At 69.0% G+C, this 14190-nt stretch carries 18 protein-coding genes; 13 read left to right on the top strand and 5 right to left on the bottom strand.

Features of this window, described 5'->3' with window-relative positions:
- Positions 1-5 precede the first annotated feature (5 nt).
- A complete protein-coding gene (locus AC5RTY_RS15170; protein ID WP_494139848.1) occupies positions 6-806 on the top strand; it encodes a TspO-related membrane protein in 801 nt (266 codons plus the stop codon).
- Positions 807-931: 125 nt separating this feature from the next.
- Positions 932-1492 carry a Dps family protein gene (locus AC5RTY_RS15165; RefSeq protein ID WP_494014581.1) on the top strand — a complete coding sequence of 187 codons (561 nt, stop codon included), beginning with the start codon at positions 932-934 and terminating at the stop codon, positions 1490-1492.
- A 156-nt stretch (positions 1493-1648) separates the two neighbouring features.
- On the opposite strand, the gene AC5RTY_RS15160 is transcribed toward AC5RTY_RS15165, so the two are convergent.
- Positions 1649-2467, bottom strand: coding sequence for a CPBP family intramembrane glutamic endopeptidase (locus AC5RTY_RS15160; protein WP_494139847.1), 819 nt, complete (start codon positions 2465-2467; stop codon positions 1649-1651).
- A gap of 81 nt (positions 2468-2548) precedes the next feature.
- Positions 2549-2824 carry a hypothetical protein gene (locus tag AC5RTY_RS15155; RefSeq protein ID WP_494001649.1) on the bottom strand — a complete coding sequence of 92 codons (276 nt, stop codon included), beginning with the start codon at positions 2822-2824 and terminating at the stop codon, positions 2549-2551.
- Positions 2825-3123: 299 nt separating this feature from the next.
- On the opposite strand from AC5RTY_RS15155, the gene AC5RTY_RS15150 reads away from it, so the two are divergent.
- The 7 genes from AC5RTY_RS15150 (at position 3124) to AC5RTY_RS15120 (ending at position 9240) form a co-directional block, all read left to right on the top strand.
- On the top strand, positions 3124-4215 hold the full coding sequence (locus tag AC5RTY_RS15150) for a polyprenyl synthetase family protein (RefSeq protein WP_494139846.1): 1092 nt from the start codon (positions 3124-3126) through the stop codon (positions 4213-4215).
- 5 nt (positions 4216-4220) lie between these two features.
- On the top strand, positions 4221-5105 hold the full coding sequence (locus tag AC5RTY_RS15145) for a phytoene/squalene synthase family protein (RefSeq protein ID WP_494139845.1): 885 nt from the start codon (positions 4221-4223) through the stop codon (positions 5103-5105).
- Positions 5105-6790 (top strand): phytoene desaturase family protein, encoded by a 1686-nt coding sequence (gene crtI, locus AC5RTY_RS15140; protein ID WP_494139844.1) that lies wholly within the window; start codon positions 5105-5107, stop codon positions 6788-6790. Before AC5RTY_RS15145 ends, crtI begins: the two co-directional genes overlap by 1 nt.
- Positions 6787-7167 carry a lycopene cyclase domain-containing protein gene (locus AC5RTY_RS15135; protein WP_494001645.1) on the top strand — a complete coding sequence of 127 codons (381 nt, stop codon included), beginning with the start codon at positions 6787-6789 and terminating at the stop codon, positions 7165-7167. Before crtI ends, AC5RTY_RS15135 begins: the two co-directional genes overlap by 4 nt.
- Positions 7164-7520, top strand: a complete 357-nt coding sequence (locus tag AC5RTY_RS15130; protein ID WP_494001644.1) for a lycopene cyclase domain-containing protein — start codon at positions 7164-7166, stop codon at positions 7518-7520. Before AC5RTY_RS15135 ends, AC5RTY_RS15130 begins: the two co-directional genes overlap by 4 nt.
- Entirely contained in the window at positions 7517-8374 is an 858-nt protein-coding gene (locus tag AC5RTY_RS15125; RefSeq protein ID WP_494139843.1) for a prenyltransferase, read from the top strand. Before AC5RTY_RS15130 ends, AC5RTY_RS15125 begins: the two co-directional genes overlap by 4 nt.
- A gap of 62 nt (positions 8375-8436) precedes the next feature.
- Positions 8437-9240, top strand: a complete 804-nt coding sequence (locus AC5RTY_RS15120; protein ID WP_494139842.1) for a glycosyltransferase — start codon at positions 8437-8439, stop codon at positions 9238-9240.
- On the opposite strand, the gene AC5RTY_RS15115 is transcribed toward AC5RTY_RS15120, so the two are convergent.
- Complete coding sequence (locus AC5RTY_RS15115) at positions 9185-9577, bottom strand: VOC family protein (protein WP_494001641.1); 393 nt, start codon at positions 9575-9577, stop codon at positions 9185-9187. The two genes, AC5RTY_RS15120 and AC5RTY_RS15115, sit on opposite strands and share 56 nt — an antisense overlap.
- 170 nt (positions 9578-9747) lie before the next feature.
- On the opposite strand from AC5RTY_RS15115, the gene AC5RTY_RS15110 reads away from it, so the two are divergent.
- A complete protein-coding gene (locus AC5RTY_RS15110; RefSeq protein WP_494001640.1) occupies positions 9748-10197 on the top strand; it encodes a YkvA family protein in 450 nt (149 codons plus the stop codon).
- On the opposite strand, the gene AC5RTY_RS15105 is transcribed toward AC5RTY_RS15110, so the two are convergent.
- Positions 10194-11093, bottom strand: a complete 900-nt coding sequence (locus AC5RTY_RS15105) for a serine/threonine-protein kinase (protein ID WP_494139889.1) — start codon at positions 11091-11093, stop codon at positions 10194-10196. The two genes, AC5RTY_RS15110 and AC5RTY_RS15105, sit on opposite strands and share 4 nt — an antisense overlap.
- Before the next feature lie 257 nt (positions 11094-11350).
- Between AC5RTY_RS15105 and AC5RTY_RS15100 the strand changes: the two genes are divergently transcribed.
- The 3 genes from AC5RTY_RS15100 (at position 11351) to AC5RTY_RS15090 (ending at position 12760) form a co-directional block, all read left to right on the top strand.
- Positions 11351-12094, top strand: coding sequence for an ANTAR domain-containing protein (locus AC5RTY_RS15100; RefSeq protein WP_494139841.1), 744 nt, complete (start codon positions 11351-11353; stop codon positions 12092-12094).
- A gap of 103 nt (positions 12095-12197) precedes the next feature.
- Positions 12198-12542: a hypothetical protein gene (locus tag AC5RTY_RS15095; RefSeq protein WP_494026199.1), complete on the top strand. Its 345-nt coding sequence runs from the start codon at positions 12198-12200 to the stop codon at positions 12540-12542.
- Entirely contained in the window at positions 12539-12760 is a 222-nt protein-coding gene (locus AC5RTY_RS15090; RefSeq protein WP_494139840.1) for a hypothetical protein, read from the top strand. The genes AC5RTY_RS15095 and AC5RTY_RS15090 overlap by 4 nt, the downstream gene beginning before the upstream one ends.
- On the opposite strand, the gene AC5RTY_RS15085 is transcribed toward AC5RTY_RS15090, so the two are convergent.
- Positions 12757-14157: a dihydrolipoyl dehydrogenase family protein gene (locus AC5RTY_RS15085; protein ID WP_494139839.1), complete on the bottom strand. Its 1401-nt coding sequence runs from the start codon at positions 14155-14157 to the stop codon at positions 12757-12759. The two genes, AC5RTY_RS15090 and AC5RTY_RS15085, sit on opposite strands and share 4 nt — an antisense overlap.
- Between the last annotated feature and the right edge of the window lie 33 nt (positions 14158-14190).

The raw sequence follows: 14190 nt of genomic DNA, 5'->3' as shown, positions 1-14190 counted from the left end.
GAACCATGCAGCAAACGGAGACGAGGACCGGGCCGGCCGTGCCGATCCTGGTGTTGGCCAGTTCCCTGGCGGCGATCGTTGCCGCCTTTTGGGGCAGCGGGGCGCTCATGGGCACGCCGATCCAGGAGGCGGCAGGGGGTTGGCTGAATGAGGACTCGACGCCGCTGGCCCCGGCCTCGGCCGCCTTCCGCATCTGGTCGCTCATTTACCTGGGCCTGCTGGCCTACGCGGTGTGGCAACTGCTGCCGGCCCAGCGGCAGTCGGAACGACACGCGGCCCTGCGTCCCTGGGCGGTGGCGGCCATGCTCCTGAACGCTGCCTGGATCTGGGTGGTGCAGGCCGGCCTGTTGGTGTTCAGCCTCACGGTGATCGTTGTCCTGCTGGCGGTGCTGGCGCGCATCCTCGTGCTGCTGGTCTGGTCGACGTCCGGTGGGTGGCTGGACACCCTGATCACCGACGGCACGTTCGGGCTGTATCTGGGCTGGGTCACCGTGGCCACGGTTGCCAACACCTCCGCCGTCCTCGCCGCGTCCGGGCTGGACGGCCTGGGGCTGCCGGTCACCTTGCTGTCCTCCATCGTGCTTGCCGTCGCGGCGGCGGTGGGCGTCGGAACCGCCCTGTACAGCCGCGGCCGGCTCGCGCCTGCGCTGGCCACCGCCTGGGGCCTGGCCTGGATTGCCGTCGGGCGCCTGGACGGCGGGCTGGTGGACGAAGGCACCGCTATTGCGGCCGGCATCTGCGCCGCGGTGGTGCTGCTCTCCGCCGTCGTCATCCGGTTCATTGCCAGGGGAGCCCCGGGAGATTAGTAAGGGTGCTGAATTTCGCCCTTGGCTGACGGACGCGCCGCCGACGGGACGAAACCGCCGGCCATGGCTAGGTTGGGAATAGCAGCACGCCGACAAGCGGCAGCACCTACACAAGGAGGTTTCTCATGGCGGAAACGAACCGATCGAAGGCAAGCTACACCGTACCGGGGCTCGAACTTGAAGAGGGTGTCAAGGTCGCCGACCTCTTGCAGATGCGGCTTCACGCCCTCAACGACCTGCAGCTGACGCTCAAGCACGCACATTGGAACGTGGTGGGCCGCGACTTCATCGGCGTCCACGAAATGCTGGACCCGCAGATCGAAAAGGTCCGCGCGATGATCGACGAGACCGCCGAGCGCATCGCCACCCTGGGCGTCTCGCCGAACGGCTTGCCCGGCGCCCTGGTCAAGGAGCGCAGCTGGGACGACTACGACATCCACCGCGCCGGGACCGCCGAACACCTGGCCGCCCTGGACGTCGTGTACAACGGCGTGATCTCCGACCACCGCGAGGCCATCGAAACCGTCGGCGAGATTGATCCGGTCACCGAGGACATGCTGATCGGCCAGACCGCCGAGCTGGAGCTCTTCCAGTGGTTCATGCGCGCACACCTGGAAAACAGCGCCGGTGAACTCGCGACGGAGGGCGCCAAGACCGAAAAGGGCGCGGCCAAGAAGACCAAGTAGGCCGGCGGCGCCCTCCGGCGCGCCTCGCCGCATCCAGGGCCCGGCGGCACCCGCACAGGGGGTGCCGCCGGGCCCCTTTGTGTCCTGCGTGCCGGGCCCCTTCGCGTCCCAGTGCCCCGGCCCCTCTACGTCCTGGTGTGCGCGGGAGCAGTACGGTCAATACAGGAAGATCGGCAGCCAGTCGCGGTTGTGCGCGTGCACCAGCGCCAGGAACAGCACGAAGTCGAAGATCAGGTGCACGGATACCACGTAGGTAAACGACTTCGTCAGCTTGAACGTATAGCCCTGCAGCAGCGCGAACGGGAAGGTCAGCAGCGGCCCCCACGCCTGGTAACCGATTTCCCACAGGAAGGACGAGAACACGACGGCCTGCAGGAGGTTGGCCAGCCAGTCGGGAAAATGCCGGCGCAGCAGCGTGAAGGTGGTGCAGATGAAGAACAGTTCGTCCCAGATGCCGACGGCGTTCACGCCGAGAAAGAGCCGCCAGAAGATCGTGGGGTCGGAGGCATCCGGCCAATTTTGGTAAACGCCGGTGCTGACCAAGTACACCGGCAGGATGAAGTAGCCGAGCGCCACGACGCCGATGAGGTACAGCTTGGCGGACAATGGCCATTTGCGGCCCGTGTTCACCGGAAACCTGATGATCTTCTCCCGGTAGACAAACCTCGACACCAGCCACGGCACCAGGACGGCCAACGCGAGGGCGCCGCCCATCAGGGACATGTGCCCGAGGCTCAGGTCGGCGTTCAGGGGCACCAGGCTGATGATCAGCATCCCGCCCGCGATCAGCGCAAGATGCCGCACAAACTCCCGGTCAACCAACGCCGCCGTGGCCACGCTCAGCGCGAGCAGGCCGTAGCCGAGGGGCCCATTCTCGACGGCAAAAAGCATCACGCCGGACGCCGAGAGGAGCAGCGCCGGCACCAGTTTCCAGCTCAGCGCGGTCCGGGGCGGCTCGGTCGAGATTGTTGTCACGCCACCAGCATCTCAGCACAGCCCCCGCCGCGGAAACCGTTGACGGTTTAGCGCCCGGCTGGTTCCACCGTCGCCCCGTGGCTAGTGGTGGCCGGCCTTGGTGGTGCCGAACATCAGCGTGCGGCGGGCGATGTCGTAGTACACGGTCTCCGCGGTGGAGAGGAGGTCCTGGAGGTTGTCGGCGTCGTCGGCGTCCAGCGTCAGCACCTCTTCCCACGCGCCCTGGTCCAGGACCAGTTGCAGGGTCCAGGTGCCGCGGGCCCCCGGCTCACCGGCTACCCAGGTGAACTGGTAGTGGCTGAGCTGGCGGACCTTGATGCTGTCGTCGGTGACCGGCTGTTGCGGTGTCGGTGTCATGGTTTGTTCCTTAGGGTGAGGAAGCCTGACCGGCCTCACGTGACGCCAGGGTCCGGACGATATACCCCAACGATGCTAAGTGTGCTTACTACGTTCCATGATGGGGCCGCCGCTGGCAAGCCTTTGCCGGATATCGGCGCGGGAGCCCGCCAAACCGGCCGACTAGTTGGGGATTTTGACCCCGCCAATTGCAGGCAATGGTCGCGCACCGGGCCCCGGTGACGCACACTATGGAACAACGAAGTGCAGAAGTGACGGGGGCAGCCTGCACGCTCCCAACCTTGGGGAGAAGGTCAGTCATGACTCTGAACGCCGAAAGCCGCGCGGCCGCCGAGGCAGCGTCGGATCCCTGTGGCTGGCGGCAAGTAGGCCCCCTCGTCGAAGCGGAGCTTCAGCGATTTACTGCAGGGAACCGCAGCCGGGCCGGCAAGCTCTCGCGTACTTTTCCCGTGCTGTGGGACCGGATTGAGGCTGCGCTGGGCGGCGGCAAGCGGCTGCGGCCCAGGATGGTGCAGCTCGCGTACAAGTCCTTCGGCGGCGAGGATCCGCGCCGCTGCGCCCGGCTAGGCGCGGCGTTCGAGCTGCTGCACACCGCGCTGGTGGTGCACGACGACGTCATCGACAGGGACTTCGTCCGCCGCGGCCTGCCAACCATCGGAGCCCGTTACCGGGACGACGCCAGAGGTCAGGGGCTGCCCGGGCCCGAGGCCGAGCACCTGGGCCACGCGGCGTCGATCATTGCCGGCGACCTCCTGCTGACCGGTGCCCTGCGGATGGCCGGCAGCTCCGGCGCCGGGCTGCCGTGCGCCGACGTCCTGATGGAAACGGTCCACGACGCCGTGTTCGCCTCGGCCGCGGGCGAACTGGATGATGTCCTGCTGTCGGCGGCGACGGAAAGCCCCGGCCTGGGCGACGTCCTCGGCATGGAACGTTTGAAGACGGCGGCTTACTCCTTTGAGGCGCCGCTGAAAGCCGGGGCGCTGTTGGCCGGTGCCGACCGACACCCGGCCGAGGCACTCGCCGCGGTCGGCCGCCGCATCGGGCTGGCCTACCAGATCGTGGACGACGTTCTCGGGACCTTCGGGGAGCCCGGCACCACCGGCAAATCCGCCGAATCCGACCTGCGCGAAGGCAAACGCACCGTGCTGACCGCGTATGCGGCGGAGGCGGAAGGGTTCGATGACCTGTTGGCCGCGTTTCGCCGCGGCGAGGCGGGGGTCGGCGAGGTCCGCGCGGCGCTCACGGACTGCGGCGCCGACGCGCAGGCGATGCGGCTCGCCCGCATCCTGGTGGACGAAGCGCTCGAGGAGTCCCGCCTCCTGCCCCTGGACGCCGGCGCGTGGAGCGAACTGGCGCGGGTCTGCAACCAGGTGCTGACGAGGGGGAACTAGCGGCCATGGAACCGAACCCGCTGCTCCGCTACACCGACGCCGCCGGCCGCAGCGCCGGCGTCGTGATTGCCCGCTATTCCACCTCCTTCGGCTTGGCATGCCGGCTGCTCGGGCCGGAGGAACGCCGGCACATCGCCAACATCTATGCGCTGGTCCGGGTGGCCGACGAAGCGGTGGACGGGGCGGCTGCCGAGGCCGGGCTCGACGCCGTGGCCGTGCGCGACCAGCTGAACCGGCTGGAACACGAGACCGAAACCGCACTGCTAACCGGTTACAGCACCAACATGGTGGTACACGCGTTCGCCGGAACCGCCCGCGCGTGCGGCATCGGCGTCGACCTGACCCGGCCGTTTTTCGCCTCCATGCGCGCGGACATCACGGTGGCCGAACACACCGCAGATTCGTTGGCGGACTACATTTACGGCTCCGCCGAGGTGGTGGGCCTGATGTGCCTGCGGGTGTTCCAAACCATGCCGGGCGCGATACCCGGCCGGGACGACGAGCTCGCCGCCGCCGCCCGCAGGCTGGGCTCCGCCTTCCAAAAAGTCAACTTCCTGCGCGACCTCGCCGCCGACCGGGATCAGCTGGGCCGCATCTACTTCCCGCAGACGGGCGCCGAGGCGTGGGACGAGCAACGGAAGCACGCGCTGGTGGCCGATATCCGGGCGGACCTCGCTGCCGCCGGGCGGGGTATTGCGCTGCTCCCGCCCGGTGCCTGCACCGCCGTCGAACTGGCCCACGCCTTGTTCAGCGCGCTCGTCGACCGGCTGGAACGGATACCGGCGGAGGAGCTGCTTTCCCGCCGGGTGCGCGTCGGCACGCCGCAGAAGGCCGCGATCGCCCTGCGGATCCTGGCCCGCCAGCGGCTGCGCGGAAGGAGTGCCGCCTGATGGGCGCCGCCTCGTTCAAGACCAGGCTGACCGCCCGTCGACGGGCAGCGGGTGCGGCGCCGCCGGCCGGCGGCTCGGGCCAACCGGTGGTGGTCATCGGCGGCGGGGTCTCGGGACTGGCAACAGCCGGGCTGCTGGCCCGGGCGGGTCACCGCGTCACCCTGCTAGAGCAGCGTTCCGTCCTCGGCGGCCGGGCGGGACGGCTCGAGCGCGACGGCTTCCGCTTCGACACCGGCCCGTCCTGGTACCTGATGCCGGAGGTGATCGACCACTGGTTCAAACTGATGGGCACCAGCGCAGCAGAGCAGCTGGAGTTGGTGCGGCTGGACCCCGGTTACCGGATCTGGTTCGAGGGGTATCCGGCGGCCACGGAGGTCCGCTCGGGCCGCGAAATCGTGGCGGATCTGTTCGAAGGCCTGCAACCGGGGTCCGGGCCGGCGCTGCACCGCTACCTGGACGAGGCAGCGGAAACGTACCGGCTGGCCAAGGAGCACTTCCTATACGACGATTTCGCCAGCCTGCGCGGCCTGGCCCACCCGCAGGTGCTGCGCCGGGCACCCCGGCTGGCCAAGCTGCTGGGCTGGAGCCTGGACCGTTACGTCCGCGAACGGTTCACGGACCCGCGGCTGCACCAGCTGTTGGGCTACCCGGCGGTGTTCCTGGGCACCAGCCCGTACCGGGCGCCGGCGATGTACCACCTGATGAGCCACCTGGATCTGGACGACGGCGTGTACTACCCGATGGGCGGGTTCGCCGCCCTGGTCGATGCGATGGAGCGGCTGGCGCGGGAGGCCGGCGTCCGGATCGAAACCCGTGCCACGGCCCGGCGGATCGTCACCGGGCGGTCCGGCGCGAAGGCCCGCTGCGAGGCGGTGGTCTGGTCGGATGCCGCCGGCGCCGAACACCGGACGGCGGCGGGCGTCGTCGTCGCCGCGGCGGATCTGCATCACGTGGAGACCGCGCTGCTGCCGGCGCACCTGCGCAGCCACCCGGAACGGGTATGGCGCCGCCGCGACCCCGGTCCCAGCGCCGTGCTGGTCTGCCTGGGCGTGCGCGGGCCGCTGCCGCAGCTGGCCCACCACAACCTGCTCTTCACCCGGGACTGGAAGGAGAACTTCGGCCGCATCCGCTCCGGGTGCGCGCTGGCTCGGGAGACGTCCATCTACGTGTGCAAGCCCAGCGCCACCGACGCCGGGGCGGCGCCCGCCGGGGACGAGAACGTGTTCATCCTGGTTCCCGCCCCGGCTGAGCCGGCCTGGGGCTCGGGCGGTGACGACGGGTCCGGGGCGGCCGCCGTGGAAGCAGTCGCGGATGCCGCCATCGACCAGCTGGCCGCCTGGGCTGGCGCGACTGACCTGTGCGGCCGGATCGCCGTCCGGCGCACCTACGGCCCGGCGGACTTCTCGGACGGCTTCAACGCGTGGCGCGGCAGCGCGCTGGGTCCGGCGCACACCCTGCGGCAGAGCGCCTTCCTGCGCCCGGGCAACCGGAGCCGCCGGGTGGACGGGCTGCACTACGCCGGCAGCTCGGTCCGGCCGGGCATCGGCGTGCCCATGTGCCTGATCAGTGCCGAACTGGTGCTCAAGGCCGTGCAGGGGATCGGGACGCCCGGCGCACTGCCGGAACCGGACCCGGCGGCGCCCGGCCCCGCGCCGTCGTCGGACAGTGCGGGGAGGAGCGCATGATCTACCTGGCCGTGCTGGTGGCGCTGCTGGGCTGCATGGCCTTGCTGGACGCACGCTACAGGCTGTTCTTCTTCGCCCGGCCGGTCGCGGCGGCCGTCACCCTGGCCATCGGACTGGCGTACTTCCTGGCCTGGGACGTCTGGGCGATCGCGCTCGGAATCTTTGTGCACCGCGACTCGCCGTTGATGACCGGCCTGATGCTGGGCCCGGAGTTGCCGCTGGAGGAGGCGTTCTTCCTGGCTTTCCTCTGCTACCAAACCATGATCCTGTTCACCGGGCTGCTGGCATGGGGCCGGCACCGGCGGGCGGCCCGCGCGGCCAGGCCGCAGCTGGCCGGCCGCGACGACGGCGCGCCGGCCGGGGGTGGTGCGGCGTGAGTTTCCTGGAGCTGAATGCGGTCTTCCTCGGCGTCGCGGTGGTGGCGGCAGTGGGCGCGGTTCTGGCCCGGCGGGTGCCCCGCGGGGCAGTCGCGGCGGCCGGCCTGTCCGTCGCGGCGCTGTGGGTGCTCACCGCCGTGTTCGACAACGTCATGATCGCCTCCGGGCTGTTCGACTACGGCGGCCACGCCCTGGCCGGACTACGGATCGGCCTGGCGCCGGTCGAGGACTTTGCCTATCCGTTGGGTGCGGCGCTGCTGCTGCCCGCGGTGTGGCTGATGCTCACGGGCCCGCGCCGCCGTCGTGCGGATGAGAGGGCCGGCCGAGCCGACGGGGGAGGGGAACCGTCGTGATTCGTGAACTGGTCATCACCTCTCGGCCGGTGTCCTGGGTCAACACCGCCTACCCCTTCGCCGCCGGATACCTGCTGGCCTCCGGCGGCGTCGACTGGCTGCTGGTGGTGGGCACCATCTTCTTCCTGGTCCCGTACAACCTGGCGATGTACGGCATTAACGACGTCTTCGACTACGAATCGGACCTGCTCAACCCGCGCAAGGGTGGGGCCGAGGGAGCGGTGGTGGACAGGGCCCGACACCGCGCGATCCTGCAGGCAAGCGCCGTGGCCACGGTGCCGTTCATCGCGGTCCTGGCGGTCGCGGGCAGCGTGGCGTCCAACCTGGTGCTGCTGGTCTCGCTGGCCGCGGTCTACGCTTACAGCGCGCCGGGGCTGCGGTTCAAGGAAAGGCCGTTCCTGGACTCCCTGACCTCCAGCACGCACTTCGTCTCGCCCGCTATCTACGGGCTGGTTCTGGCCGGCGCGGTGTTCACCCCGGGGTTGTGGGCGCTGCTGGCCGCGTACTTCCTGTGGGGCGTGGCCAGCCATGCCTTCGGGGCGGTGCAGGACGTGGTCCCGGACCGTGAGGCCGGGCTCGGGTCGATCGGCACCGTGCTGGGCGCACGCAACACCGTGCTGGTCTCCGCCGCCGCCTATGCCGCTGCCGGACTGCTGATGCTGGCCACCGATTGGCCGGGCCCGCTGGGCGGGCTCCTGGCCCTGCCGTACCTGGCCAACGTGCTGCGCTTCGCCCGGATCGACGACGCGGGCTCGGCCGCCGCGAACGCGGGGTGGAAACGGTTCCTGTGGCTGAACTATGCGGTCGGTTTCCTGGTCACCATGCTGCTGATCTGGTACGCGGGAGCCCGGTGAAACCCCGGGGCGACAACGGGTCCGCGGAGGCCCGTCCGACGGAGGGCCGGCATCACACCATCATGACCGTGGTGATCCCGGTGCTCGACGACGCCGCGGCGCTCGCCGACTGCCTCGCGCTGTTGGGGCGGCAGACCCGTGCCGCCTTCGAGGTCATCGTCGTAGACAACAACTGCACCGATTCCTCGGCCCAGGTGGCACGGGCCGCCGGGGCGCGCGTCGTCGTCGAACGCCGTCCCGGCATCCCGGCGGCATCGGCTGCGGGCTACGACGCCGCCGCCGCGGGGTTTGATGCTGCCGCCCGCTTCGACACCCCCGCCGCGGTGATCGTCCGCTGCGACGCCGACACCCGTCCTCCCGCCGACTGGCTGGCACGGATCGGTGCCGCCTTCGACGCCGATCCCTGCCTGGACGCGCTGACCGGCCCGGGCCGGTTTTACGACCTGCGGCGGCCGGTGGCTTGGCTGGCCAGCGCCGCGTACGGCTCCGGCTACCGGCTCGGCGCCGGCCTCGCGATGGCGGCCACCCCGGTGTGGGGGTCGAACTTCGCCATGCGACGGTCTGCCTGGGAGCGGGCCATGGCGGGCGTCCACCGCGACCGGCAGGACATCCACGACGACCTGGACCTGAGCTTCCAACTGGCTCCGTGGGCGCGGATCAGGTTCGACCGGCGGCTGCGCGTCGGCGCGGCCGGGCGGATCTTCGCCGGCCGAACCGCGTTTGCCCGGCGCTTCCGCTGGGCCCTCACCACGGTGGCGGTGAACTGGGCGGTCCAGCCACCCGGGCAGCGGTGGCTGCGGCGCTTTAACGTCAGGACGCCGGAGCGGAGGAGCCCAGCATCTCCAGGTAGTGCGGGTTCTGCATGATGCCGAGGACGTTGCCGAACGGATCCACCACCGAGGCCGTGACGAAACCGTGGCCGCGTTCCGTGACGGGCTCCAGCTCCTTCGCGCCCTTGTCCAGCAGGCGCTGCCGCACGGCCCGCACATCGTCCACATGCCAGTAGAGGATCGCGCCGCCGGGGTCGATAGCGTGTCCGGGCGGAGCGTGCATGGTGTCGATCAGCCCCAGCTCGTGCTCGTAGTCGCCGACCCGGAACTCCGCATAGCCCGGCTGCTCAAAGTAGGGCTTCTTCCCCAGCAGGTCGGAGTACCACTCGACCGCCGCCGGCAGGTCCGGGGTGTAATAGCTGACCGTACTCATTCCGCGCAGCATGGGTCCCTCCGAAGGATTGCCGAAGCCGGCCCGGCACTCGCCGGGCCGCCGTGATGGTTGGACGCTACCGCACATGGACGTCCCTGTCTGCCCTACAGTTGCGGTAGCGCGGCCAGGAAAAGTACGACGTCGGGGCCGTGCCGGGAAGGGAGCAGAGAGTGGACTGGGTTGACCTGCTGGTCGGTGTTGCCGGTGGCCTCGTCCTGGTCTATGCGGTGCTGCTGGCCTGCCTGTGGTGGTACGCGCGCCGGCATCCGGAGACGGTGGGAATGCGCGATGCCCTGCGCCTGCTGCCGGATCTGTTGCGGCTGCTGCGCCGGTTGACGGGGGACCGCGCGGTTCCGGCGCGGGTCCGGATTCTGCTCGTGCTGCTGCTGGCCTACCTGGCCAGCCCCATCGACTTGGTGCCGGATTTCTTACCGGTCATCGGGTATGCCGACGACGTCCTGGTCGTCGCCTGGGCCCTGCGGCTGCTGATTCGGTCCGCGGGCCCGGAGGCATTGCGCCGGCACTGGCCCGGTACTCCGGCGGGACTTCGCGTGATAGAACGCTTGGCCGGGCTGCCGGCGTCGGACCCCGGACCGGCAGAGCAGCCGCGAAAGCCTTAGCGCGCGGCCGCTTTCAGGCGGTGGGGTCCGTGGTTCGGCACGACGGGGATGTCCAGCCGGCGCCTGCCCCACAGCCGCCGCCTGCCCCGGAGCGAAAGCTCCATCTCCTCCAGCGCCAGCGCCACCTCCCGTCCGGTAGGGCGTTCCGCCGGGTCGGCAGCCGTCATGGCGCCCAGCAGCAACACCCAGTCGGGACCGAGGCTGGCCGGGATCTCCGGATCACGCAGCAGCCGGGCAACCGCTGCTTCCAGCGGCGGACCGGGAAAGGCGGGCTTGCCGGTCAAGCACTCCAACAGCACCAGGCCAAGGGAGTAGATGTCGCTGGCCGGGCCGGCGGGCTCGCCCTTGGCCTGCTCGGGGCTCAGGTAGGCGGCGGTCCCATAGATGCCGTCCTCGCGTGCATCTTCGGAAATCACGACGGCGATGCCGAAGTCGGTGAGTTTGGCCCGGAGCCGCGAGGCGTCGTCGTCGTGATTGAGAAGCATGATGTTGCCGGGCTTGATGTCCCGGTGGACCACGGAGTTGTTGTGGATGTAGGCGATTCCCTCGGCCAGCTCGCGGCCAACCTGGGCCACGTGGCGCGGCGGCAGCGGCCCCTCCGCCAGGCGCGTTCTCAGGTCCGCGCCTTCGATCAGCTCCATGACCAGGTAGATCTGCGGGTGTCCCGCTTCCACGCGGTCGATGCCCGCGTCCAGCAGGATCACCAGGTTGGGGTGGTTCAGCCGCGCCAGGAGCTTGATTTCCGCGTCATCGCGGTGGAACTCTGCCTCGTTCATCGAGGGCCGCTGGATGACCTTGACGGCGACCTCGCGTCCCAAGACGGCATCCTCCGCCCGATACACCCGCGCGCTCGCTCCGGTCCCGACAAGTTCCTTGAGCCGGTATCGCCCGCCCAAGAGGGTGCCCGCCCGATCCAAATGAGGCGTACTGGTCAACGTCTCCTGCTTTCCGGCTGGCCTTTTGACAGCACACTTAGCATCGTACGGGGTCGAGTGCCAAGTAGTTGCCTGAAGCGATCGGTATTCCGAATCGTTATCAGCGAGGGAGGGGAGGCCGGAGGCCGGCGAAACAGATTCCACCCGACTGGCTCTAGCTGTGACCCGCGTCACGAGGTGTAGCGTGGACGTACGCCGGAGCATCAGTGGAGGGCATCATGGCACGCGAAATTTATGATGATTCCGAGACGACGGTCAGGGACTTTCTTCACGGACTGGCTGCCGACAGTGCGGACATTGAGGCGTTCCTCAACGCCGTGGCCCGTTTGGCCGTGCACAACCTGTCGCGGCCCGGCGAGGAACTCCTGGTCGGCATCACGCTGCTGCGCCATAAAAAGGCCGGCACGGTCGCGAGCAGCAGCGACCGTGCGCAGAAGATGGACGAGATTCAGTACGAATACGCAGACGGACCGTGCCTGCGCGCCGCTCGCGAACACACGGTGGTCCACATGGCAGACCTGCAGACAGAAACGACGTGGCCTGAATACACCCAGGACGTTCTGGCCGAAGGCATCCGGTCCATCCTGGCCGTGCCGATCCCGCTTGAGAGCGGGGACAGTGCGGGGCTGAACCTTTACTCCGATATGCCGAAAAGGTTTGATGCGGAAGCGCTCAAGGCCGCCGAACAATACGCGCACCAGGCATCCCAGGCACTGTCCCTGGCGGTCCGGCTGGCCCGGCATCGAGAGACCGAAGCGGACTTAAAGGCGGCGCTGGAATCACGAACGACCATTGCCGTTGCCGTCGGGATCATCATGGGCCAAAGCCGGTGCAGCCAAGACGAAGCCTTCGCGATGCTCAAGTCAGCCTCCAACACCCGCAACATCAAGCTCCGCGAGCTGGCCTCCGACATCGTCGCCTCCACCGGAACTCCATCGGCCGAAACCCATTTCGACAAATAACCGGCACGCATCGTCTCCAGCCCTTGAGCAAGGGGAGATGTCCTTGTAGCGTTGGGTCCGGTTAAGCAGTTGGCCATCGATCCACTCATATGGAGCGCCGATCATGGATCACAAACTGCGTGTACTTGTCAGGCTTGATATTGACCGTACCTCGGCGGTCATCGAGGTCAGCGGGTGCCTGACCGCGGAGAGCTGCACAGCGCTTTTACCCCTGTTCCATCGTATGGAGCGCCTTGCCCACGGAATCGTCATTACGGTCGATCTGTCCGACGCGCAGCACATCGAACGCCGCGGCCTGGAGATGCTCGAACGGTTCGGCGCAGGAGAAGAAGTTGGCGCAGCGCAGCCGGGCCCCTTTACCGGCACCCTTGCGGTAGCCGCTCCCGCGGATCTGCCGCACTGCCCGGCCGTGTCCATAGGCCGGGCACGTTTGCAGGGGGCGGCATGAACAGCATGACCCGGGCGTCCGGACGTTCGCCATTTCCCGCCGATCTGTCGATCCTGCCCACGGACCAGCTCTTAAATCTCAGCAACCGGTGCTTCCGTGACCTGGATTGTGAGCACCCGGTCCGGGACGCATTGTTCCAGTACTACGCACTCGCCGCGGAGCTCGAAGTCCGGGAAGCCGCCACGAAGGACACCGGAAAGCAGGCGCTGGACGCCTAGTCCTCCAGCCACGCGGGTGTGAACAGCAGGTTCAACCCCTCGGAGACGGTGGGGTGGGTGATGATCGCGTCCCGCACCGCGGTGTAGTCCATTCCGCCGATCATCGCCATCTGCAGCACCGCAATCGCCTCGCTGGCCCCTGTTCCCAGCAACGCGGCACCCAGGATCTTGCCGGTCTGTCGGTCCAGCACGGCCTTCCATTCGCCGTCCAGCTCTCCAAGGGTCCGGGCGCGGGGGATCGCGCTGACCGGCATCCGGGCGATCCGCACGTCGTGGCCGGCCTCCCGGGCCTGGGCCTCCGTCATCCCCACCCTGGCGAGCTCCGGCGTCGTAAAGACGGTGTAGGGGATCAGCCGCCCCTGGGTAGACCGGGGCTCGCCCTCGCGCCGCGCGGCGGCCAGGTTGGCTTTCAAGATCCGGTAGTCGTCGTAGGAGGCGTGGGTGAACTGCGGGGAGCCGGCCGCGTCGCCGGCGGCCCATACGCCGTCGGCCGTGGTGCGCAGCTGGTCGTCCACCCGGACGAAGCCCTTGTCGGTCAGCTCCACCCCGGCCTTCTCCAGCCCCATCCCGTCCGTCATCGGCCGGCGTCCCAGCGCCACCAGCACGTCGTCCGCGGTGACGGTCTCCCCGGTGGACAGCGTCACGGTCACGCTCCCGTCGGCGGCGCGCTCGATCTTCTCCGCGGACGCCTCGAGCTTCAGCGTGATCCCGGCGTCGGTGAAATTCCGGGCCACCAGCCCGGCCACGTCGGCGTCCTCCCGCGGCAGCAACTGCCCGGCGCGCTGGATCACCGTGACCTCCACGCCGATGGTGTTCAGCAGGTCGGCGAACTCGCAGCCGATGTAGCCGCCGCCCAGGATAACCATGCTCCCCGGCAGCTGCTCCAGATGCAGCAGGGTGTTGCTGGTCTGCACCCTGGATTCGGCCAGGCCGTCGATGTTGGGCAGCGCCGGTTCGGTGCCTAGATTGAGAACGACGTCGGTGCCGCGCAGGAGGCGGGTGCCGCCGTCGTTCAGCGCGACCTCCACGGTCTTCTCGCCGACGAACTTGGCCTCGCCGAGGATAAAGTCCATGCCCGAGCCCGTGAACAGCTTCTGCTGCCCGGCGACCATGGTGTCCACCACGTCCTCCTTGCGGTGGCGCAGCAGGTCGAGGTCCATCCGTGCCTGCTCCGCGCCTGCCACGCCGAACTCGACGGCCCGGCGGACGGTGTCCAGCACCCGGCCGGACTGGATGAGGGTCTTGGTGGGAATGCACGCCACGTTGATGCAGGTGCCGCCGACCATCGCCCGCTCCACCATCGCCACCTTCTGGCCGGACTTGGCCAGATCCATCGCCAGCGACTTGCCGGCCTTCCCGCCGCCAACCACCAGCAGGTCGAAATCCTCGGGTTCCATGTCCATCCTTCCCTCGGGTTGCTTTCACGGCTG

Source organism: Arthrobacter sp. Y3224055 (assembly GCF_059090825.1).
Note: the sequence above shows the minus strand (reverse complement) of the source record. Positions and strands in the feature narration are given on the sequence as shown.

Excerpts from the sequence above, each read along its gene's own strand:
- AC5RTY_RS15170 (WP_494139848.1), top strand. The coding sequence starts at position 6 with ATGCAGCAAACGGAGACGAGGACCGGGCCGGCCGTGCCGATCCTGGTG.
- AC5RTY_RS15165 (WP_494014581.1), top strand. The coding sequence starts at position 932 with ATGGCGGAAACGAACCGATCGAAGGCAAGCTACACCGTACCGGGGCTC.
- AC5RTY_RS15155 (WP_494001649.1), bottom strand. The coding sequence starts at position 2,824 with ATGACACCGACACCGCAACAGCCGGTCACCGACGACAGCATCAAGGTC.
- AC5RTY_RS15150 (WP_494139846.1), top strand. The coding sequence starts at position 3,124 with ATGACTCTGAACGCCGAAAGCCGCGCGGCCGCCGAGGCAGCGTCGGAT.
- AC5RTY_RS15145 (WP_494139845.1), top strand. The coding sequence starts at position 4,221 with ATGGAACCGAACCCGCTGCTCCGCTACACCGACGCCGCCGGCCGCAGC.
- crtI (WP_494139844.1), top strand. The coding sequence starts at position 5,105 with ATGGGCGCCGCCTCGTTCAAGACCAGGCTGACCGCCCGTCGACGGGCA.
- AC5RTY_RS15135 (WP_494001645.1), top strand. The coding sequence starts at position 6,787 with ATGATCTACCTGGCCGTGCTGGTGGCGCTGCTGGGCTGCATGGCCTTG.
- AC5RTY_RS15120 (WP_494139842.1), top strand. The coding sequence starts at position 8,437 with ATGACCGTGGTGATCCCGGTGCTCGACGACGCCGCGGCGCTCGCCGAC.
- AC5RTY_RS15115 (WP_494001641.1), bottom strand. The coding sequence starts at position 9,577 with ATGAGTACGGTCAGCTATTACACCCCGGACCTGCCGGCGGCGGTCGAG.
- AC5RTY_RS15100 (WP_494139841.1), top strand. The coding sequence starts at position 11,351 with ATGGCACGCGAAATTTATGATGATTCCGAGACGACGGTCAGGGACTTT.
- AC5RTY_RS15095 (WP_494026199.1), top strand. The coding sequence starts at position 12,198 with ATGGATCACAAACTGCGTGTACTTGTCAGGCTTGATATTGACCGTACC.
- AC5RTY_RS15090 (WP_494139840.1), top strand. The coding sequence starts at position 12,539 with ATGAACAGCATGACCCGGGCGTCCGGACGTTCGCCATTTCCCGCCGAT.
- AC5RTY_RS15085 (WP_494139839.1), bottom strand. The coding sequence starts at position 14,157 with ATGGAACCCGAGGATTTCGACCTGCTGGTGGTTGGCGGCGGGAAGGCC.